This window comes from Microbulbifer maximicatervae (SeqCode), assembly GCF_052468295.1.
Map to the genome: position 1 here is coordinate 4,865,802 of NZ_CP174340.1, position 20,653 is coordinate 4,886,454.

The window sequence follows — 20,653 nt, forward strand, 5'->3', positions numbered from 1 at the left end:
ATGGCACTGGCAGATACTGTAAAACAGCTTAATGAAATTGACTTCAATGATATTGATTTTACTCGGATAGGTGTTTGGCCCCTATCTGGGCGAATTGCTGTTCTGGTACTTAGTGCGGCACTGGTAATCGGTGCTGGTTATTACTTTCTGATTAAAGATATTTATAGCAAGCTTGAATTCTCTGTAAATAAAGAATCAGACCTCTTTAGTCAGTTCGAAAAAAAGCAATTTGAGGCTGCAAATCTTGAGGCTTATAGGGCCCAGCTGTTTGAGATGGAAGAAACCTTCGGTGCTTTACTAAAACAATTGCCGAAAGATACAGAGGTTCCAGGCTTACTCGAGGATATTGACGAGTATGGTAGCGGTAGTGGCCTTACAATTAGCAAAGTTGAGTTGGAGCAAGAGCGGGTTGGCGAATTTTACGTAGAGTTGCCTATTAGGATAGAAGTTCAAGGAAGTTATCACGAATTTGGAGCTTTCATTAGTGGTATAGCTGGAATGCCCAGAATTGTTACCCTTCATGATTTTGATATCTCCACTGAACGGAGTGATGGAGGGCTTCTCAATATGATCATTAATGCAAAAACTTATCGATACAAGGAACAGGGTGAAGAGGGATGAGAAAAAGTCTACCTATACTGATTGCCCTATCCTTTGTTTCTGGTTGTGGTCTAAATACCGATCATAGCGAGTTGCGTGAGAGGATGGCTGCAATTGAGCGCAAGCCTAAGGGACAGATAGAACCAATCCCCACTTTTACACCTTATAGCCCTTATGTCTATACCGCTGCTGCAAGGCGCAGCCCTTTTACCCGCCCGGTATTGGAGTCTGAAAAGCGAATAGTAGGGCGAAAATTAGATATTGCTCCAGACCTGACTCGGCAGCGTGAATTATTGGAGGGAATTAACATTGACCTCCTATCGATGGTTGGCAGCTTAGCTCGAGAAGGTCAAATCTGGGCACTGATTAACGATGGTACTGGTGGGATTCACCGGATTACTGTGGGCAATTACCTGGGGAAGAATCATGGTCGCGTTGTGAATGCAACAAGCTCCCAGTTAGATATTCTTGAGATTATACCTGATGGTACCGGCGGCTGGATTGAGCGGCCACGGGCACTGGCGTTGGAAGAGAGGGACAACGGATAATGAACGGAAAACGGTTTGCCTATTTAATGGCTCGGGTTCAGTTACTGCTACTTGGGTTATTGCTGTTTCCAATAGCTTCTAGTGCCCAGGTAAACAAGCTGAATGACATACAGTTTGCCGAATTGCCGGGTAGCCGAGTTCAGCTGCGCTTAACTTTTAATGATGTGCCTCCAGAACCCACCGGCTATACGATAGAGCAACCAGCTCGAATTGTTTTAGACTTTGCCGGCGTAGAAAGCGCTCTCCCGCAGAAGAAGTATTCTTTAGGTATCGGCACAGCTAGAAGTGCAGTTGTTGTTTCCGGTGAAGATCGCACTCGTCTCATAGTAAACCTTGATCAGCTTCCCGCTTATTCGAGTGAGCGACAAGGTAACCAGTTAATTGTAGTAATTGGTGCAGAGTCTTCTGAGCGTGATCGTCCAGTGCAAAATACAGTTGAACACGATAGTGGCTTGAACCTCGGTGGTGAAAAACAGTTTCAGCGCTCGGAAAGCATTGCAGTAAATAATGTGGATTTTCGTCGAGGAGAAGAAGGAGAAGGCAAAGTTATTGTTAGCCTTAATGACCCTGCAGTTAATATCGATGTTGAACGGACTAACGGTAAAATTTATCTAACATTTTTAGGTGCGGACTTACCTGAGTCATTGCGTCAGCGACTAGATGTTACTGATTTCGCCACCCCTGTAAATAATATTACTGTGGACTATGATGGGCGCAACACGGTAATTGCAGTTGATCCAAATGATACTGAATATGATTACTTGGCCTATCAAGCTGATACAGAGTATGTATTGAGTATTAAGCCTTTATCTGCGCAAGAAATTCGTGAGAAGGAGAAGGAATTTCAGTTCAATGGGAAGAAGTTGTCTCTCAACTTCCAAGATATTGAGGTCCGGTCCGTCTTGCAGGTTATTGCCGATTTTACCGATCTTAATTTGGTTGCTAGTGATACAGTACAGGGCAGAATAACCTTACGCCTCGACGGTGTGCCGTGGGATCAGGCCTTGGCCCTTATTCTGAAAGCGAAGGGGTTAGATAAGCGTCAGGAAGGTAGCGTTATCATGGTGGCGCCAGCTGCAGAAATTGCTGAGCGAGAGCGTCAGGAGCTTGAGACGCGTAAACAGTTGCAGGAGCTTGCCCCTTTACTTACGGAGTTTATTAGCGTTCGCTATGCAGATGCTGGCGAAATTTTTAACTTATTCTCTGGCCAAGGTGGGGCCGATGGGATAGCTGGGGGTAGTGGCGGCCAGCAGATGAGCATCCTTTCCGCGCGCGGAAGTGCCATTGTTGATGAGCGAACGAACACAATTATCCTTACTGACACAGAAGACAAGATTGCTCAGTTTCGTGAGCTGATAGAGGTTATCGATGTTCCCATCCGCCAGGTGATGATCGAGGCTCGGATTGTTACCGCCAACAGTGACTTCCAAAAAGAGTTGGGAGTTCAGTGGGATTATGTAGGTAGTGCAGATCTTTCTGATGATGCCACGGGTGTTGGCTCTGGTAGCTTAGCTTTAGATGATGGCACTGCGCTTGGTAGCCTAACAGGTGACTTTGACCCACTCTTGGTGGATCTTGGAGTGAGTAGCCCAGCAGGGAGTATTGCTTACGCTATTCTAAAAAATGATTTTTATTTGAGCCTGGAGCTGTCTGCGCTTGAAGACATCGGTGTAGCTGAAGTTGTTTCACAACCAAAAGTTGTTACGGGCGATAAACAGGAAGCCATTATTCAGTCGGGTATTGAGATCCCTTATTTGGAGGCGACCTCGTCTGGCGCTGCTTCTGTTACGTTCCGCGAAGCTGTGCTGGAACTCAATGTGACTCCGCAGATTACTCCGGATAACAATATTATTATGAACCTAAACCTTGAACAAAATAGTGTGGGCGAGTATGTCACTGTAGGTGGTGGGCAAGTACCTTCGATCAATGTAAATACTCTGGCAACCAAGGTGTTGGTTCAAAACGGTGAGACGATCGTCCTGGGAGGGGTATTTGAAAGTAATGTTGTTGAGGGAGTATCCAAAATTCCGTTGTTAGGCGATATCCCCTATCTAGGCAACTTGTTCAAAAAGACTATACGTACGGACGATAAACGTGAGATCCTGATGTTTATCACACCGCGTATTCTTGAAGACGAGGCTTTCTACTCTAAGTGATCACCCGCTCTATTTTCCTGGTCGGCCCCATGGGGGCCGGCAAGTCTACAATCGGCAGGTTGTTGGCAGCGCAATTGCAGCTGCCTTTTGCCGATACCGACAAAGTGCTGGAAGAGCGCACTGGTGCGGATATTCCCTGGATTTTTGATGTGGAAGGCGAAGCGGGATTTCGCCGCCGTGAGACTGAAATATTGGAAGAGCTCTGCCAGGGTGAGTGCCAGGTTATTGGTACCGGTGGTGGAATAGTTTTGCTCGAGGAGAATCGACGCCAGCTACAAAAATATGGCCATGTAGTTTATTTGCAGGCCAATATCGATCAGCTTCTGGAACGCACTTCAAAGAATACCAATCGCCCGTTGCTTCGTGTACCCAACCCCCGTCAGCGTATTGCGGAAATTTTGCAGGAACGCGAGCCTCTGTATCGTGAGGTTGCAGATATTATTTGCGACACCAATGACCTCTCCCCCAAACAAGCATCCCTCCTGGTCGCAGAACACTTAGGCAGCCTGCTGTCCGATTAGTCCCAAGCGTCTGTGCTAAAGTGCGTCTCACTTCTGTTGAGATAAGCACTAGGGGATTGAGAGCAGTATGCAAAGCCTTAACGTAGAACTCGGCGAGCGTAGTTATCCGATAATTATTGGTTCAGGTTTGCTCGGTGACCCGCAATATATCCTCCCTTACATTAAAGGCCGGCAAGTTTGCATTGTTACCAATGAAACTATTGCTCCTCTTTATTTGGCGACATTATTGGAAGGGCTAAAAGGGCTCGATAAAGTGGATGTTGTCGAGCTTCCCGATGGGGAAGCTTTTAAATCACTCGACACAGTGAATCGAATTTTTGATGTGCTGCTGGAAAAGCGTCACAACCGCACTACGACACTAATCGCGTTGGGCGGCGGTGTCGTTGGAGATATGTGCGGTTTTGCTGCAGCCTGTTATCAGCGCGGGGTTAACTTTATCCAGGTACCGACTACCCTGCTGTCTTTGGTTGACTCCTCTGTTGGGGGAAAGACCGGCGTTAACCATCCCCTTGGTAAAAATATGATTGGCGCCTTCCACCAGCCCCGCCTTGTCCTTGCGGATACCGATACCCTTGCCACATTGCCGGCACGTGAATTTTCCGCAGGCCTCGCCGAGGTCATTAAATACGGATTGATCTGTGACAGCCCATTCTTCGAATGGATCGAAGAGAATTTACAAAAGTTATTAACTCGGGAGCCCGATTCACTGGCTTACGCTATTGAGCGCTGCTGCGCCGACAAGGCGAATGTTGTTGCAAGTGATGAGCGCGAGAGTGGTCGTAGGGCGATACTGAATCTTGGCCATACCTTCGGCCACGCTATTGAGGCAGTGCAGGGGTATGGCAGTTGGTTACATGGTGAGGCCGTTGCCGCCGGCATGGTTATGGCGCTGGAGTTATCCAGGTTGCGCGGAGATATCAATGCAGAGCTGGTGGAACGGTTGCGAGCGATGCTAGAGGCGGCTGATTTGCCGCAGCAGGCACCGCAGGGCATGACAACCGATGAATTCCTCCAAGTAATGCAGGTGGATAAGAAGGTGCTGGACGGAAAATTGCGTTTGGTGCTGCTAAAGGCACTGGGAGAAGCAATTATTGTCGATGATACCCCCAGAAAAATGATTATAAATGCACTGAAAAACTGTGGTGCCGAGTGATAACCCTGCTCTTATTGTTTAAATAATAGGACTGAGTACCAGAAAGGGTAGCTGCTAGAAGATAAGTTTGGTTTTGTTTGATTTGACAGACTAATACACTGCTAAAAGTTGAAAATGTAGTGTTGGACAAGTAATATTGCGCCCCCCCGAAAGGAAAGGCGGGGCAAAAAACCGCCAATAACAACAAAAAAAGCCCCAGCAGAGGGCTTTTTTTATCTCGGGATCTTTTTCCAAGGGACCGCAGGAGAGCGTAGCGCGAAGCTTAAAGTGACATTCGCCCATAACAGGCACTTCTTTTTTTTTAAGCGCCAGTGGTCCCCCAATCGATAGCGACGAGGAATTCTATGGGTAGCAGTCTGTATCAGTTGGATGAGTTTAAGGACAACTGCGGTTTTGGTCTGATCGCTCATTTGCACGGTGTGGCAAGTCACAAGTTAGTGCAGACGGCCATTGAATCCCTCACTTGCATGACCCACCGGGGTGGTATTGCCGCCGATGGTAAAACCGGTGATGGTTGCGGTCTTTTGCTGCAAAAGCCGGATGCTTTCCTCCGCGCAGAAGCCAAGACCCTGTTTGGTGCTGAGCTGACAGCAACCTACGCAGTGGGATCAATCATGCTCCCACTAGATCGAGCCGAAGCCGATAAAGCCCGCAAAATTCTCGAAACTGAGTTGCAAGCTCAGGACCTAAAGACCGTCGGCTGGCGCACCGTACCGACTAACCCGGAATGCCTGGGCCCTATTGCCCGGGATTGCCTGCCACACTTTGAGCAGTTGCTGATCAACAATGCAGACGAGCCCCTCGGCGAGGCGAAATTCAATGCCCGTCTCTATGTGGCCCGTCGCAAAGCCGAGTTGCGCTTAAGTAGCGAAGTCTATATCGCCAGTCTTTCAACCAGTGTCCTCTCCTACAAAGGCCTGATGATTCCGGCTGATCTGCCCAAGTTTTTCCCAGAACTGGCTGACCCGCGCCTGGAAACCGCGATCTGTGTTTTCCACCAGCGCTTCTCTACCAACACCATGCCCCGCTGGCCCCTGGCCCAGCCATTCCGCCTGTTGGCGCACAATGGTGAGATCAACACTATTACCGGCAACCGCAACTGGTCTGTTGCCCGCACCAGTAAATTTGCCACTGACCTGATTCCAGAGCTGAATGAACTGGTGCCCCTGGTTAACCGCGAGGGCTCCGACTCCTCCAGCCTGGATAACATGCTGGAGATGCTGTTGGCGGGTGGTATGGAACTACATCGGGCCGTGCGCATGCTAGTGCCGCCGGCCTGGCAAAATGTTGAAGGAATGGATGCGGACCTGCGCGCCTTTTACGAATATATCTCCATGCATATGGAGCCCTGGGATGGGCCGGCTGGATTGGTGATGACCGATGGCCGCTATGCGGTGTGTACCCTGGACCGCAACGGTTTGCGCCCCTCGCGCTGGGTGATTACCAAGGATGACCTGATCACTGTGGCATCCGAAGTGGGCGTGTACGACTATGCCCCTGAAAATGTTGTAGCTAAGGGCCGCCTTGGACCGGGGCAGATGCTGTCGGTAGATACCCAGGAGGGCAAGCTCTACCACACCGCTGACATCGATAATATGCTCAAGCGGGCACAGCCCTATAAGCGATGGCTCAAGGATAAAGCACGCCGTATCCGCTCTACTCTGGTCACCGCACCGGTGGACAACAACTTCTCCCACCAGCAATTCAAGGTTTACCAAAAGCTGTTCAGCTCCTCCCTGGAAGAGCGCGATAAAGTCGTCCGGCCCATGGCTGAGGCGGGCCAGGAAGCGGTCGGTTCAATGGGCGATGATACGCCGATGGCGGTTTTGTCCCGCTACAATCGCTCGCTCTACGACTACTTCCGCCAGCAGTTTGCCCAGGTAACCAACCCGCCAATTGACCCCCTACGGGAAACTGTGGTGATGTCTCTGGAGACCTGCCTGGGTCGAGAGAAATCCGTATTTGAGGAAACCCCCGAGCACGCGGACCGGGTAATCCTGTCTTCGCCAGTACTTTCCCATATGAAGTACACGGCACTCTTATCACTTGATCGCCCGGGCTTCGAAGCGGAGATCTTCGACCTGAACTACGACCCCGCTGAACAGGATCTCAAGTCGGCGATTGAACAGCTCTGCGCCAAAGTTGAGGCCTCAGTGCGGGCGGGGGCTGTGATTGTAGTACTGTCCGATCGCGATATTCGAGAGGGGCACTTGCCAATCGATGCGCTCCTGGCGACGGGCGCGGTGCACCACCACCTGGTACATGCGGGCTTGCGCTGTGACTCCAATGTTGTGGTGGATACCGCCAGTGCCCGCGATGCACATCAGTTGGCCTGTTTGGTCGGCGTCGGTGCCACCGCAGTACACCCGTATTTCTCCTACAGCATTATCAATCACCTGATCGATACCGGTGAATTGCTGCTGGATGCCGCTGAGGCGCAGAAAAATTATCGCAACGGCATTATCAAGGGCTTGTTAAAGATCCTGTCCAAGATGGGCATTTCCACCGTTGCCTCTTATCGCGGCGCACTGCTGTTCGAGCTGGTGGGTATTTCCAGGGATGTGGTGGATCTGTGTTTCCCCGGAGCGCCCACTCGCATCGAAGGTGCCGGCTTCCCCGAGCTGCAAGCCGATATGGCGGCCCGTGCCGATATAGCCTGGAAAGCCCGTAAACCTGTCTCCCCCGGCGGCCTGCACAAGTTTGTCTACGGCCAGGAGTATCACGCTTTTAACCCGGATGTGGTGACCACCCTGCGGCGCGCTGCCAGCACTGGTGACTATGCCGCGTGGCGGGACTATGCGGAGCTGGTTAACCAGCGCCCCGTGGCGACATTGCGGGACATGCTGGACTTCAAGGAGAACATCGAACAGGTAGCTCTGGAAGATGTGGAGCCGGCAGAGCAGATTTTGCGTCGCTTTGATACGGCGGCCATGTCCCTGGGGGCCCTGTCCCCCGAAGCCCATGAATCCCTGGCCCAAGCGATGAATCGCCTGGGTGGGCGTTCAAACAGTGGCGAGGGCGGTGAAGATCCTGCCCGTTTTGGCACTGATAAAGTCTCCAAGATTAAGCAAATTGCCTCCGGTCGTTTTGGCGTAACACCGCACTACCTGGTAAATGCAGAGGTATTGCAAATTAAGGTAGCCCAGGGCGCCAAGCCCGGTGAAGGCGGTCAGTTGCCCGGTGGCAAGGTCAACGAACTGATCGCGCGGCTGCGCTATTCGGTGCCCGGCGTGACCCTGATTTCCCCGCCGCCACATCACGATATCTATTCCATCGAGGATTTGGCGCAGCTGATCTACGACCTCAAACAGGTCAATCCCGATGCTTTGGTCTCGGTAAAACTGGTATCGCGGCCCGGGGTTGGCACCATTGCTGCGGGTGTTGCCAAAGCCTATGCGGATTTGATCACCATCTCCGGCTACGACGGCGGCACAGCGGCCAGCCCAATAACCTCGATTCGCTATGCCGGGTCGCCCTGGGAGCTGGGGTTGGCGGAAACCCACCAGACCCTGCGTGCCAATGATCTGCGGGGCAAGGTTCGGGTACAAACTGATGGCGGTCTGAAAACCGGCCTCGATGTGATCAAGGCGGCAATTCTCGGTGCCGAGAGCTTCGGCTTTGGAACGGCACCCATGGTGGCGATCGGCTGTAAGTATCTGCGCATCTGTCACTTGAATAACTGTGCCACCGGTATCGCCACCCAGAAGAAGGACCTGCGTGACGAGCACTATATCGGCACCGCAGAAATGGCGATGAACTTCTTCCGTTTTGTCGCCGAGGAGACCCGCGAGTGGATGGCCAAGCTCGGGGTGCGCAGCCTGGAAGAGTTGGTGGGGCGTGTGGACTTACTGCGCGTGCTGGATGGCGAAACTGACAAGCAGAAAAAGCTGGATCTCGCGCCTCTGTTGCATACGGATGAGCTGTTGGACAGCAAGCCGCAAACCTGTCAGTCCGCGACGAATGATCCCTGGGATAAGGGTGAACTGGCGGAGCGGATGGTGGCGGATATCCTGCCTACCATCGAAGGCTTTAAAGGTGGCGAGTTCAGCTACGACGTGACCAACTGTGACCGATCCCTGGGGGCGCGCCTGTCTGGTGAGATCGCCAAGCGCTACGGTAACCAGGGCATGGTTGAAGCTCCGGTGAAACTGCGCCTCAAAGGGGTCGCCGGCCAGTCATTCGGTGTGTGGAATGCCGGTGGTTTGGATATGTATCTGGATGGCGATGCCAACGACTATGTGGGTAAGGGCATGGCCGGCGGCAAGCTGGTTATACGACCGCCGCAAGGTAGCTCATTCGCCTCCCAGGAAACCAGTATTGTCGGCAATACCTGTCTCTACGGTGCCACTGGCGGCAAGTTATTTGCGGCGGGCTGTGCCGGTGAGCGCTTCGCCGTGCGTAACTCCGGTGCCTTTGCGGTAGTCGAAGGGGCTGGAGATCACTGCTGTGAATATATGACCGGGGGTATGGTCGCGGTTCTCGGGCGCACCGGATTTAACTTCGGCGCCGGTATGACCGGTGGTTTCGCCTATGTCCTGGATATGGAGCGGGATTTCTTCGATCGCTGCAACCATGAGTTGATCGAGCTGCGCCGAATCAGCAGCGAAATTCTCGAGCCACACCAGAGTCACCTGCGCGAAGTTATCGAAGAGTATGCGGCGGAGACCCAGAGCGCCTGGGGCGCCGAGTTATTGGATAACTTCGATGATTACTTGAGCCGTTTCTGGCTGGTTAAACCAAAGGCGGCGAGCCTTGCAGATCTTCTTTCCGACGTGCGCAAGCGCGGCGAATAAAGGCGGGGTGGAGAAACAGTATGAAAGACAGACTGAACAACGACTTCCAGTTTATCGACGTAAGTCGCATCGATCCGCCGAAGAAGGACATCATCACCCGCACCGGCGAGTTTGTTGAAATTTATGAGCCTTTCAGCGAGCGACAGGTGGCCAGCCAGGCGCACCGCTGCCTGGATTGTGGCAACCCCTATTGCGAATGGAAGTGCCCGGTACACAACTACATTCCCAACTGGTTGAAGCTGATCAGCGAGGGCAATGTTATTGAGGCAGCTGAACTCTGCCACGAAACCAATACTCTGCCGGAAGTCTGTGGCCGGGTGTGTCCCCAGGACCGCCTCTGTGAGGGCGCATGTACCCTCAATGATGGCTTTGGTGCGGTCACCATCGGCAATGCGGAAAAGTACATTACTGATACAGCCTTCGCCCTGGGATGGCGCCCGGACTTAAGCCATGTTGAGAAAACGGGTAAACGAGTAGCGGTGATTGGTGCCGGCCCGGCTGGGCTGGGCTGCGCTGATATTTTGGTACGCAATGGCGTGCAGCCGGTGGTGTTCGACAAGCACCCGGAAATTGGTGGCCTGATTACCTTTGGTATTCCCGAGTTCAAGCTGGAGAAGTCGGTAATGCAGCAGCGCCGGGAAGTGTTTACTGAGATGGGCGTTGAGTTCTGTCTCAATACTGAGGTGGGTAAGGACATCAGTTTTGAGCAGCTGCTCAATGACTACGATGCTGTTTTTATGGGGATGGGCACTTACAATTATATGAGAGGCGGCTTCCCCGGTGAAAATCTGCCCGGTGTTCACGATGCTTTGCCATTCCTGATTGCCAACGTAAATCGCAATATGGGCTGGGAGCGCGATGCTTCCGAATTTGTTTCGGTTGAGGGCAAGCGCGTGGTGGTTCTCGGTGGTGGTGATACCGCCATGGACTGTAACCGCAGCTCGATTCGATTGGGTGCTAAGAGCGTAACCTGTGCCTACCGCCGCGATGAGGAAAATATGCCCGGCTCACGTCGGGAAGTGGCCAATGCCAAGGAAGAGGGCGTACAGTTCCTGTTCAATCGCCAGCCGGTTGAGATCGTTGGAGATGGCAAGGTGGCCGGGGTTAAAGTGGTTACTACGGAGCTCGGTGAGCCCGATGAAAACGGCCGCCGTCGCCCTCAGGTGGTGCCCGGTTCTGAAGAAATTATCCCGGCGGATATCGTTCTGGTGGCCTTTGGATTCCGTCCCAGCCCGGCGGAGTGGTTTCCGCAGCACAATATTGAAGTTGCCGACTGGGGTGGTGTTGTCGCTCCAGAAAAACAAAAATACAAATTCCAGACCTCCAATGAGAAGGTGTTTGCCGGCGGCGATATGGTGCGCGGCTCCGACCTGGTAGTGACCGCTATCTGGGAAGGGCGCCAGGCCGGTGAAGGTATTCTCGATTACTTGGATATTTAATCGTTTCTGATTTGCAGTGGGGGCACGGTCCCTCACTGCCCAATTATTCCGTGCACATTTGTGCCAGTCCCAATAGGCACCTCGCAATATCTTTGCCACCCTGTGTATAGCGGCCAAGCCCCTGTACAATGCTCGTTTTTTTAGCCCGCTCGGTGTGCCTATGTCTGATACCAAACCGTCCGAATTGAAAAACGACCGCTTTCTTCGCGCCCTTCTGCGCCAGCCAGTGGATCGAACGCCTGTGTGGATGATGCGACAGGCGGGGCGCTACCTGCCGGAATATCGAGCCAGTCGTGCCGAAGCTGGCAGCTTTATGGATCTGTGCCGCAATACCGAGCTGGCCTGTGAGGTAACGCTGCAACCCCTGGAGCGCTACCCGCTGGACGCCGCCATTCTGTTTTCCGATATCCTGACTATTCCCGATGCCATGGGCTTGGGTCTCTATTTCTCTGAAGGAGAGGGCCCCAAGTTCCACAAGCCCCTGCGCACGGCGGCCGATATCGAAGCCCTGGAAGTGGTGAACAGCGAAAAGGATTTGGACTATGTGATGAATGCGGTGTCCACCATCCGCCGCGAATTGAATGGTCGCGTGCCGCTTATCGGCTTCTCCGGCAGCCCGTGGACGCTGGCGACTTATATGGTTGAAGGTGGCTCCAGCAAGGATTTTGCCCGCTGTAAGGAAATGCTCTACAACCGCCCTGAGCTGATGCACCAGCTACTCACAGTGCTGGCCGACTCTGTTACCGATTACCTGAACGCCCAGATTCGCGCTGGCGCCCAGGCCGTGCAGATCTTTGACACCTGGGGCGGGGCACTCAGCCACAGTGCTTACCGTGAATTCTCCCTGAAATATATGCAGAGAATCCTCCAGGGGCTGATTAAAGAAGTTGACGGTCGTCGAGTGCCGGCAATCCTGTTCACTAAGGGCGGCGGCCAGTGGCTGGAGGCAATGGCTGATACTGGCGCTGACGCCCTGGGCTTGGATTGGACGACAGACATTGGCAGCGCCCGCGCCCGCGTGGGAGACAAAGTGGCCCTGCAAGGCAATTTGGACCCAGCTGTTCTCTACGCGAGCCCCGAACGAATTCGCACGGAAGTGGCGGCTGTTTTGAAGTCTTTTGGTCAGGGTAGTGGCCACGTTTTCAATCTAGGTCACGGAATCACCCCCAAGGTAGATCCCAAACATGCCGGAGCCATGATTGAAGCTGTGGTAGAGCTGTCAGCTCAATATCACGCCTAAACTGGCTACTGATCTCTGAGTCTGTGAATACAGTCTCACTTTGGGCGGGTGAACCTTAATATCTCTCCATGATATAAAGGTGAGCTTGCCTAGAGGACCGAGGATTTTACGCCACGGGGTCTTTCAGGGCAGCGTTTTAGCGTTAACTACAGTTGTCGGCACCTTCCCCAGTGGCAATCGAACAAGCAAAAATTTCTGTCGGTGATTTACAGCGTGGCATGTTTGTCTCCAAGCTCGATAGGCCTTGGACACGAACCCCATTTGCGCTGCAGGGTTTTTATATCCGCGATTTGGAAGAAATCCGCCAGCTACAGAAATACTGCCGGTTTGTTTATGTCGATATCCACAAAACTGTCGGCAGTGCCGGTGTTACCCTGCGCCGATTACTCGGAGGCAGCGACGCTTCCGCAAAGGGTCGTGCTTCTGGTCGCACAGCGGTCACTATTCCCTGTAAACCTGTCACTGTTTCCCATAAAAAATACCCCCCTCCGCAGCCGGTACAGCGGGAAGCCAGTAATGCGCGTAAGCTCCACGGTCAGATCCTCTATGGCATGAGTGAGGTAATGGGCCTTGTTGCCAACAACAGGCCCATACCGGTGCAGCAGGTCAATCAGGTCGTTGAGGATTTAGTAGAAAGTGTGCTGCGCAGTCCCGATGCATTTGCCTGGTTGGCCCGTGTGCGGGATAAGGATGAGCACACCTACAGTCACTCGGTGCGTGCCAGTATTTGGGCGGTGCTATTCGGCCGTCATATCGGTCTTTCACGCAGTGATTTGCTAAAGCTGGGGGTGGCTACTCTGCTGAAGGATGTAGGTAAACTGGCTATCGACGGGGAAGTGTTGCAGATGAAGCAGCGCGACCCGCGCAGTGAACTGGAGTATCGAAAGTTTGTGCAGCACAGCGTTCAGATGCTGTCGGCAGACCCACAAATAGACCCGAAGGTTATCGAAGTCATTAGTGCCCACTGCGAGCGCCACGATGGCAGTGGTTACCCTGAGGGCTTGCGCGGTGACAGGATTTCAGTGTTGGCGCGCATGTGCGGCATAGTGACTTTCTATGATGAAGCCACTAACCCTAGAGGTTCCAGTGAGCCGGTAGCGCCATCCCGGGCAGTTGCCAAGTTATATGACCTGCGGGGTATTGCCTACCAAGAACAGTTGGTGGTGGAGTTCATTCAAGCTATTGGCCTCTATCCCACGGGTACTCAGGTAGAGTTGTCCACCGGAGAAGTCGGCGTGGTGGTGGAACAGACCTACGACCGGCGCTTGCGACCAAAGGTGATGATCGTTCTCGATGGGCAAAAACAAACGCTCAGCAGGCCTCGCCTGTGTGACTTGGCTGAAGTTGAGGATCGAGAACAGAAGCTTATCGAGCGTGGCAAGATGAGTGTCGAGGAAAAGGTCAGTATCCTCAGGGATATAGAACCCGGAGCTTACCCCCAGGTGGATGCGGCGAATATTCGCGACAATTATTTATTCCGCGGTGGCCGACTGGGGCAGCTGCTGACGCGCCTGACAAAATAAACGTTCTTTTTTCCCGAGGCGGCAGTTTAGGAACCTCCTAAAGACTGCCGCTGTTCCTTATTAATCAGTCCTTGCCGGATAGTAAATTTCCGAAATGCTCACCCATGCGCACGGGAGACTCGGCTTCAAGCTGGTCGAGCCAGCTCACCTGGTCTGCGCCAAATAGCATAATGACGGTAGAGCCCAGCTTAAAGCGTCCCATCTCCTCACCTTTCTCCAGGTGGACAGGTGCCTTATCCAGATAATCTGTGTTGATGACTTTGCGCTGGATCGGAGCGACTTGTCCGGCCCAAACGGTTTCGATACCGGCGACAATCATTGCACCCACCAGGATCATTGCCATGGGGCCTGCTTCCGTATCGAATACACAGACTAGGCGCTCATTGCGAGCGAACAGGCGCGGAACGTTTTCTGCCGTTACCGTATTTACAGAGAAAAGCTGCCCAGGCACATAGGTCATGCTGCGCAGGGTGCCTGCCATGGGCATATGCACCCGGTGATAATCCTTCGGTGACAGATACACAGTAGCGAAGTGTCCGTCATTAAATTGCGCCGCTACCTTGGGATCACCGCCCACCAGTTCAACCAGGCTGTAGTCGTGACCTTTAGCCTGGAAAATACGACCGTTATGGACCTGGCCCAGCTGGCTGATGGCGCCGTCGGCAGGGCTGGCGAGGGTGTGTTGCCCTTCGATAATGGGACGGGCTCCGTCCACCAGCTCGCGGGTGAAGAATTCATTGAAGGTGCGGTAGGCAGTGCAGTCGCTCTCTTTGGCCTCCTGCATATCCACGCCGTACTTCTCAACAAACCAGCGGGTGAAAGGATCTTTGATCCACTTGAGCTCTGTATTCGCCAACCAGCCGGCAGCGCGGGAGAGTGCGTGTTGCGGCGTTAGGTATTGCAGGGCGGCAAAAAGTTTAGGGTTCATAAATCTACGTCTTTTCTCAATGTATCTACTGCTGTACCGGAGTATTGGGCAAATTGCCCCACTCACTCCAGGAGCCTGGATAAGCGCGAATATCAAATCCCAGGGACTTGCCCACTAACCAGGTAAAAGCGGAGCGGTGATGGCTCTGGCAGTGGGTGACAATCTTGTGTGAGCTATCAATTCCCAGTGCAGCGAGGAATTCGCGGGCATCCGCACGAATACGCAAGTCTTTTTGCGGGTCCATCAATTGGGTCCACTCGCAATTGATTGCTCCCGGGATATGACCGCCCTTCATGGCCAGGACCCGCTCACCGCGATATTCCTGGGGTGAGCGAGCATCCCAAACAAGGAATTCATCATTGCCCAGTTGATCCTGGATTTGCTGGGCGTCCATTGCAGCTGTGCTGTTGACGGTGATTTGAATATCACTCGGCTCGATATCCGGTGCCTCGGTAGTGAGAGGAAGGCCGGCGCCTCGCCAGGCCAACATGCCGCCATTCAAGTAGCTGTAATTGCGGTGGCCTATCATTTCCAGGGTCCACAAAAAGCGCCCAGCCCAACCACCGCCCTCGTCGTCACAGGCGACCACATGTTGTTCCGGCTTTAAGCCAATAGCTTGAAACACCTGGGTCAGCTGTTCGATGCCGGGCAGCTTGCCCGGTGCGGGCGCGGTGCCAGCCATCAGCGCCTGGAACGGCAGGTGAACGGCTCCTGGGATATGGCCGTTGAGGTAATTGTGGGGTGAGCTGAGGTCTACAATCAGCAGTTCTTCGCGCTCAAGCTGAGTCGCGAGCTCATCCGCTTCGATGATCAGTTTCAAAACTTGTTCTCCGATTCCAGGCTGTTGCGCAAATGCAGAAAACTATTCATGCGGCGCTCGCTAATTTTTCCATCGGTCAGAGCCTCCTGGATAGCGCAACCGGGTTCGCCCTGGTGGCGGCAGTCGCGAAAGCGGCAGTGTCCTATAAATGGTCGGAATTCCACAAACCCTTCCAGTAGGGCGGCCTCCTCCATATGCCAGAGTCCAAACTCGCGAATCCCGGGGGAGTCTATCAGATCACCCCCACTGGGCAGGTGAAACAGTTCCGCCGCTGTAGTGGTGTGAGTCCCCTTCTGGGTGGCCTCTGACAGAGCACCGGTGCGGGCGCCGGCACTGGGAAGCAGTGCATTGACCAGGGATGACTTGCCCACCCCGGACTGCCCTACAAAAACGCTACATCCTTGCGCAAGGGTTTCCAGCAGTTCCGGCAGGCCCTCGCCAGTTTTGGTGGATAACCTTAAAACCGGATAGCCGAGCCCCGGGTAGGGGGCGAGTAGCTCTTCCAATGAATCGCGATTGCGCTCATCGATCAGGTCGGTTTTGTTGAGCAGCAGCATGGGTGCTATGCCGGTGGTCTCTGCGGCTACCAGGTAGCGGTCGATGGCATTGGCAAAAGGTTCGGGGTAAGGGGCGATAACGATCAATATGCGATCGATATTGGCTGCGACAGTTTTCAGGTCGCCGTAGCGATCGGGTCTTTGCAGCTCGGAATTGCGCGGCAGGCGCGCGCCGATAACACCAATGCCCCCGTCGCTATCTTCACTGGCGGGGTGCCAGGCAACGCGATCGCCGGTCACCAGAGTTTCGATATTGGCGCGCAAATGGCAGCGCTGGCGCAGGCTCGGATCACTCTCGCTCTCCACTAAAACCTGTGTGCCATAGTTGGCGATAACCAGGCCGATCTGTTCCTGCCCCAGTTGCCCCTCTTCCAGGGCCTCTTCGGCAGATTGCTCGCGCTTGCGGGCGCGGGCTTCGCGTTCCTGCTGGATTTTGTTGATACGCCACTGTTGGCGGCGATTTAATTTGCGTTTACTCATGCACTAGCACCTGGAGACTAGCGGCGGATTATAGCTATTGCAGGGTAGTTGCGGTAACTTGCGCGGAAAGTTTGAGGAGAGCCGTTGTGGATCAGAACAACCTGATCTGGATTGACCTGGAGATGACAGGCCTAAATCCGGACAAAGAGCGCATTATTGAAATTGCCACAATCGTGACGGATTCACGCCTGGAGATTCTCGCCGAGGGTCCCTCAATGGTCATCCACCAGAGCGATGCCTTGCTAGATGCAATGGATGAATGGAATACCGAACAGCACGGTGGTTCCGGGCTGGTAACGCGGGTTAAAGAATCCAGTATTTCCGAAAGGGACGCGGAGAGGGAGACCCTGGAGTTCTTGCGACAGTGGGTCCCTGAGGGAGCATCTCCCATGTGTGGCAACTCTATCGGCCAGGATCGCCGCTTCCTGGTGAAATATATGCCGGAGTTGGAGTCCTATTTCCACTATCGCAACTTGGATGTCAGCTCGGTGAAGGAATTGGCTCGTCGCTGGCGCCCGGAGGTTTTGGATGGAGTTAAAAAACACAGCAGCCATTTGGCGCTCGACGATATCCGCGATTCTATTGAGGAATTGCGCCACTACCGCGAGACTTTTTTCCGCCTCTGACCCCCACTCCCGATTAGCCAGCGGGCTTGCGTTTGATTTTACGCTTGCGCCTGCGCCCGCTGCGCAACCGCTCCAGCGCCCAATCGATATGCTCCAGCACCAGGGGCGTGGCGTCGACGCGCGCACTCTCCAGGGTGTTGATGACTTCGGGCGTGGCCTCCCCATTGCCCAGGGCTACAGCCAGGTTGCGCAGCCAGCGCTCGTGGCCGATTCGGCGAATCGCCGAACCCTCAGTCTTGCGCAGGAACTCCTCTTCGCTCCAGGTAAACAACTTCAGTAGCTCGCCATTGTCCAGTCCGTGTCGGGGATGAAAATCTTTTTCCTTGGTGGGCTTGGCGAACTTATTCCAAGGGCACACTATCTGGCAGTCGTCGCAGCCGTATATTCGGTTGCCGATGGGCTCGCGAAATTCCTCAGGGATTGGGCCTTTGTTTTCAATAGTGAGGTAGGAGATGCAGCGCCGCGCATCCAGGGTGCGGTCATCGATAAAGGCATCGGTGGGGCAAACCCTGAGGCAGGCGACACAGTCGCCACACTGATCATGCTCCTCGCTGATATCTATGGGCAGTGGCAAGTTGGTGTAGATTTCGCCGAGGAAAAAGTAAGAGCCGGCGGTCGAATTCAGTACCAGCGTATTTTTACCAATCCAGCCCAGGCCGGCCTTGGCTGCCAGGGCCTTCTCCATCACCGGGGCGCTGTCGGTAAAAGCCCGACCTTTCGATTCAATGCCTCGCTCGGCGCAATAGGTATCAATTTGCTTTGATAGATTGGCCAGGCGTTTGCGGATCAACTTGTGGTAATCGCGGCCATTCGCATAGCGGGATACATAGGCTTTACTCGCATCCTTCAACACTTTAATCGGCTGGGTGTCCGGCGGCAGGTAGTCCAGACGCACGCTGATGACCCGCAGTGTTCCCGGCTCCAATAATTCGGGGCGCCAGCGTTTTTCACCGTGAGCGCCCATCCAGTCCATATCAGCGTGATAGCCCGCATCAATCCAGGCGCGCAGGCGTTCCCCTTCCTCCTCCAACTGGCAATCGGTAATACCCACTTGTTGGAAGCCCAGTTCTCTGCCCCAAATTTTGATCTGTTGGGCTAAGTCGACGAGCAGTGATTCGGTCATAGATAAAGCGGCTCGATATTCCCTGCAAGCACAATGCCTGGCCGGGGCGGTATACTTTGCGGTTGGCGCAAACGATGGCGATGTAATTGCCTATTTTGCCACAGATGAATTCTTGACCACATCGCGGGAGCTGCATGGACACGCCTCAACCTCTATACAGTGCCGAGTCGGTACGTGAGCTGGATCGACAGACAATTGCTGTACTGGAAATCCCCTCTATCCAACTGATGAAGCGCGCCGGTCGCGCGGCTTTTTCACATCTACGCAGGCGCTGGCCGGAGATCGGCCGCCTCCAGGTTTTCTGCGGTGGTGGGAACAACGGTGGCGACGGCTATGTGATAGCCGCGCTTGCCGCACAAAAGAAAATCCCGGTCACCGTCTATGCGTGTAGCGATCCTCAGCACCTGAGCGGCGACGCCCGCGAGGCCTATGAGTACGCCTGCCGGGAGGGTGTTCAGGTGGTGAACTCCCTCGCAGAGCTGGATACGGCGGATGCCAATACCCTAATTGTGGATGCGCTGCTGGGAACGGGCTTTAGCGGTGAGCTGCGTTCCGGCGTGGCGCATGCGCTTGAGCGAATCCGCAAAAGCCCCGGTCCGGTGTTGGCGGTGGATATCCCCTCCGGTCTGAGTGCCGATACCGGCAGTGCCGGCGAGGCGGTCAGTGCCGATATGACGGTGACTTTTATCGGGCGCAAAATGGGGCTCTACTGCGGTCGCGGCCCGGCGCTCTGCGGAGAGGTGATTTTCGAAGACTTGGGGGCACCCGAGGCCGCCTATCGGGCGGTCGAACCCTTGGCTATGCGCTACGAGGGGGATGCCATCCGTCGCCTGCCTGCGCGCGCGGCCGATAGTTTTAAAAACCAGTTTGGCCATATTCTGGTGGTGGGTGGTGATAGCGGCTTCGGCGGTGCCGCATTGATGGCCGCGCAATCTGCTGCGCGCTGTGGTGCCGGGCTGATTTCCCTGGCGACCCGCCCCGAGCACTTGCCTGCGGCGCTGACCCGCAGCCCGGAAGTGATGGCCCACCCGGTGATCTCCGGGCAGGAGCTGGAACCGCTGCTCGAAGGCCCCAGCGTGATTGCCGTGGGCCCCGGTTTGGGGCGCTCCCCCTGGAGTGAGCAGCTGCTGGCGCGAGCCGGCCGCGCTCAGGTACCCCTGGTCGTAGATGCCGATGCCTTGAATATTCTCGCCGGGGGCCGGGTCCTGGCGGGGGTGCGGCGGGACGACTGGGTGCTGACCCCCCATGTGGGGGAGGCCGCCCGCCTCCTGGGCTGTGATACCGCTGAGGTGCTTGCCGATCCGCGCGCAGCTGCCGTGGCAGTTCAGCAAAAATTCAGTGGCGTAGTGATATTAAAAGGCGCCGGCACCCTGATTGCACACGATGGCGGCGTTGACCTGATCAACACGGGTAACCCCGGTATGGCTTCCGGTGGTATGGGGGACCTGCTCACTGGCATTATCGCAGCATTGATTGGTCAGCACCTGCCGCTACTGGAGGCTGCCCGACTGGCGGTGTGGTTACATGGAGAGGCGGGCAATCGCGCTGCCGAAGAGGGCCTGCGCGGATTGCTCGCGACGGATTTATTACCCTGGATTAGACGTTTGGTAGATTGATGGCGAGTGAACTGACATTGCATTTGGCTGATGAAGCAGCCACCGTATCCGGCGGCAACTCGCTCGGGCGGGCCTGTCTCGCGGCGGGCCTGCAGCAGGGGCTGACGCTGTATTTGCACGGCCAGCTGGGTGCGGGCAAGACGACTTTTTGCCGGGGGGTGCTGAGGGCCTTTGGGCACGAGGGCGCAGTAAAGAGTCCCACCTATACCCTGGTGGAGCCCTATGATCTCGGTGCGCACCGGGTTTACCACTTCGACCTCTATCGCCTGGGTGACCCGGAAGAGTTGGAATTTATGGGGGTGCGGGATTACTTCTCTGCGCAGAGCTTGAGTCTGGTCGAGTGGCCCGAACGGGGCGAGGGCATACTGCCCGCCCCGGACCTGGAGGTTGAGTTGGATGTCCCTGAAAGCGGCCGCCAGCTCAGGTTGATCGCGCATTCACCCCAGGGGGAGCGGGTGCTGGATCTACTGCAAAAGTTGTTGCCAGAATCCTGAAAACACCAGAGTACAGGGAATTACCGATACCTATAA

At 54.6% G+C, this 20,653-nt stretch carries 16 protein-coding genes; 12 read left to right on the top strand and 4 right to left on the bottom strand.

Annotation, left to right across the window (positions count from 1 at the left end; translation table 11 throughout):
* The 9 genes from ACJJIQ_RS21610 (at position 1) to ACJJIQ_RS21650 (ending at position 13,973) form a co-directional block, all read left to right on the top strand.
* Positions 1-621: a type IV pilus inner membrane component PilO gene (locus tag ACJJIQ_RS21610; protein WP_444895448.1), complete on the top strand. Its 621-nt coding sequence runs from the start codon at positions 1-3 to the stop codon at positions 619-621.
* Positions 618-1,148: a pilus assembly protein PilP gene (locus ACJJIQ_RS21615; protein WP_445363003.1), complete on the top strand. Its 531-nt coding sequence runs from the start codon at positions 618-620 to the stop codon at positions 1,146-1,148. Before ACJJIQ_RS21610 ends, ACJJIQ_RS21615 begins: the two co-directional genes overlap by 4 nt.
* On the top strand, positions 1,148-3,304 hold the full coding sequence (locus ACJJIQ_RS21620; RefSeq protein WP_444895446.1) for a type IV pilus secretin PilQ: 2,157 nt from the start codon (positions 1,148-1,150) through the stop codon (positions 3,302-3,304). The genes ACJJIQ_RS21615 and ACJJIQ_RS21620 overlap by 1 nt, the downstream gene beginning before the upstream one ends.
* Entirely contained in the window at positions 3,304-3,825 is a 522-nt protein-coding gene (gene aroK / locus ACJJIQ_RS21625; RefSeq protein ID WP_413665828.1) for a shikimate kinase AroK, read from the top strand. The genes ACJJIQ_RS21620 and aroK overlap by 1 nt, the downstream gene beginning before the upstream one ends.
* 67 nt (positions 3,826-3,892) lie before the next feature.
* Positions 3,893-4,978 carry a 3-dehydroquinate synthase gene (gene aroB, locus ACJJIQ_RS21630; protein WP_445363004.1) on the top strand — a complete coding sequence of 362 codons (1,086 nt, stop codon included), beginning with the start codon at positions 3,893-3,895 and terminating at the stop codon, positions 4,976-4,978.
* Between the two features lie 344 nt (positions 4,979-5,322).
* Complete coding sequence (gene gltB / locus ACJJIQ_RS21635) at positions 5,323-9,771, top strand: glutamate synthase large subunit (RefSeq protein ID WP_445363005.1); 4,449 nt, start codon at positions 5,323-5,325, stop codon at positions 9,769-9,771.
* Positions 9,772-9,791: 20 nt separating this feature from the next.
* Positions 9,792-11,210, top strand: coding sequence for a glutamate synthase small subunit GltD family protein (locus tag ACJJIQ_RS21640; protein ID WP_445363006.1), 1,419 nt, complete (start codon positions 9,792-9,794; stop codon positions 11,208-11,210).
* A 160-nt stretch (positions 11,211-11,370) separates the two neighbouring features.
* Positions 11,371-12,450: a uroporphyrinogen decarboxylase gene (hemE, locus tag ACJJIQ_RS21645; protein ID WP_108731435.1), complete on the top strand. Its 1,080-nt coding sequence runs from the start codon at positions 11,371-11,373 to the stop codon at positions 12,448-12,450.
* Between the two features lie 170 nt (positions 12,451-12,620).
* Entirely contained in the window at positions 12,621-13,973 is a 1,353-nt protein-coding gene (locus ACJJIQ_RS21650; RefSeq protein WP_445363007.1) for a cyclic di-GMP phosphodiesterase, read from the top strand.
* A gap of 64 nt (positions 13,974-14,037) precedes the next feature.
* Here the strand turns inward: ACJJIQ_RS21650 and asd are convergent, their stop codons facing one another.
* From asd to rsgA, 3 genes are read right to left on the bottom strand one after another with little or no spacing between them, the layout of a single operon-like run.
* A complete protein-coding gene (gene asd, locus ACJJIQ_RS21655) occupies positions 14,038-14,901 on the bottom strand; it encodes an archaetidylserine decarboxylase (protein WP_445363008.1) in 864 nt (287 codons plus the stop codon).
* 25 nt (positions 14,902-14,926) lie between these two features.
* On the bottom strand, positions 14,927-15,721 hold the full coding sequence (locus ACJJIQ_RS21660; protein ID WP_445363009.1) for a sulfurtransferase: 795 nt from the start codon (positions 15,719-15,721) through the stop codon (positions 14,927-14,929).
* Positions 15,718-16,758, bottom strand: a complete 1,041-nt coding sequence (gene rsgA / locus ACJJIQ_RS21665) for a small ribosomal subunit biogenesis GTPase RsgA (protein WP_444926468.1) — start codon at positions 16,756-16,758, stop codon at positions 15,718-15,720. Before rsgA ends, ACJJIQ_RS21660 begins: the two co-directional genes overlap by 4 nt.
* Positions 16,759-16,844: 86 nt before the next feature.
* Here rsgA and orn point away from each other — a divergent pair, with 86 nt between their 5' ends.
* The gene (gene orn, locus ACJJIQ_RS21670; protein WP_108731440.1) at positions 16,845-17,384 is read left to right on the top strand and encodes an oligoribonuclease; all 540 of its coding nucleotides are present in this window, start codon (positions 16,845-16,847) and stop codon (positions 17,382-17,384) included.
* Between the two features lie 13 nt (positions 17,385-17,397).
* Here orn and queG read toward each other — a convergent pair whose 3' ends face one another.
* Positions 17,398-18,507 carry a tRNA epoxyqueuosine(34) reductase QueG gene (queG, locus tag ACJJIQ_RS21675; protein WP_445363010.1) on the bottom strand — a complete coding sequence of 370 codons (1,110 nt, stop codon included), beginning with the start codon at positions 18,505-18,507 and terminating at the stop codon, positions 17,398-17,400.
* Positions 18,508-18,641: 134 nt separating this feature from the next.
* Here queG and ACJJIQ_RS21680 point away from each other — a divergent pair, with 134 nt between their 5' ends.
* Complete coding sequence (locus ACJJIQ_RS21680; protein ID WP_445363011.1) at positions 18,642-20,123, top strand: NAD(P)H-hydrate dehydratase; 1,482 nt, start codon at positions 18,642-18,644, stop codon at positions 20,121-20,123.
* The gene (gene tsaE, locus ACJJIQ_RS21685; protein ID WP_444943353.1) at positions 20,123-20,617 is read left to right on the top strand and encodes a tRNA (adenosine(37)-N6)-threonylcarbamoyltransferase complex ATPase subunit type 1 TsaE; all 495 of its coding nucleotides are present in this window, start codon (positions 20,123-20,125) and stop codon (positions 20,615-20,617) included. Before ACJJIQ_RS21680 ends, tsaE begins: the two co-directional genes overlap by 1 nt.
* The last annotated feature ends 36 nt before the right edge of the window (positions 20,618-20,653 follow it).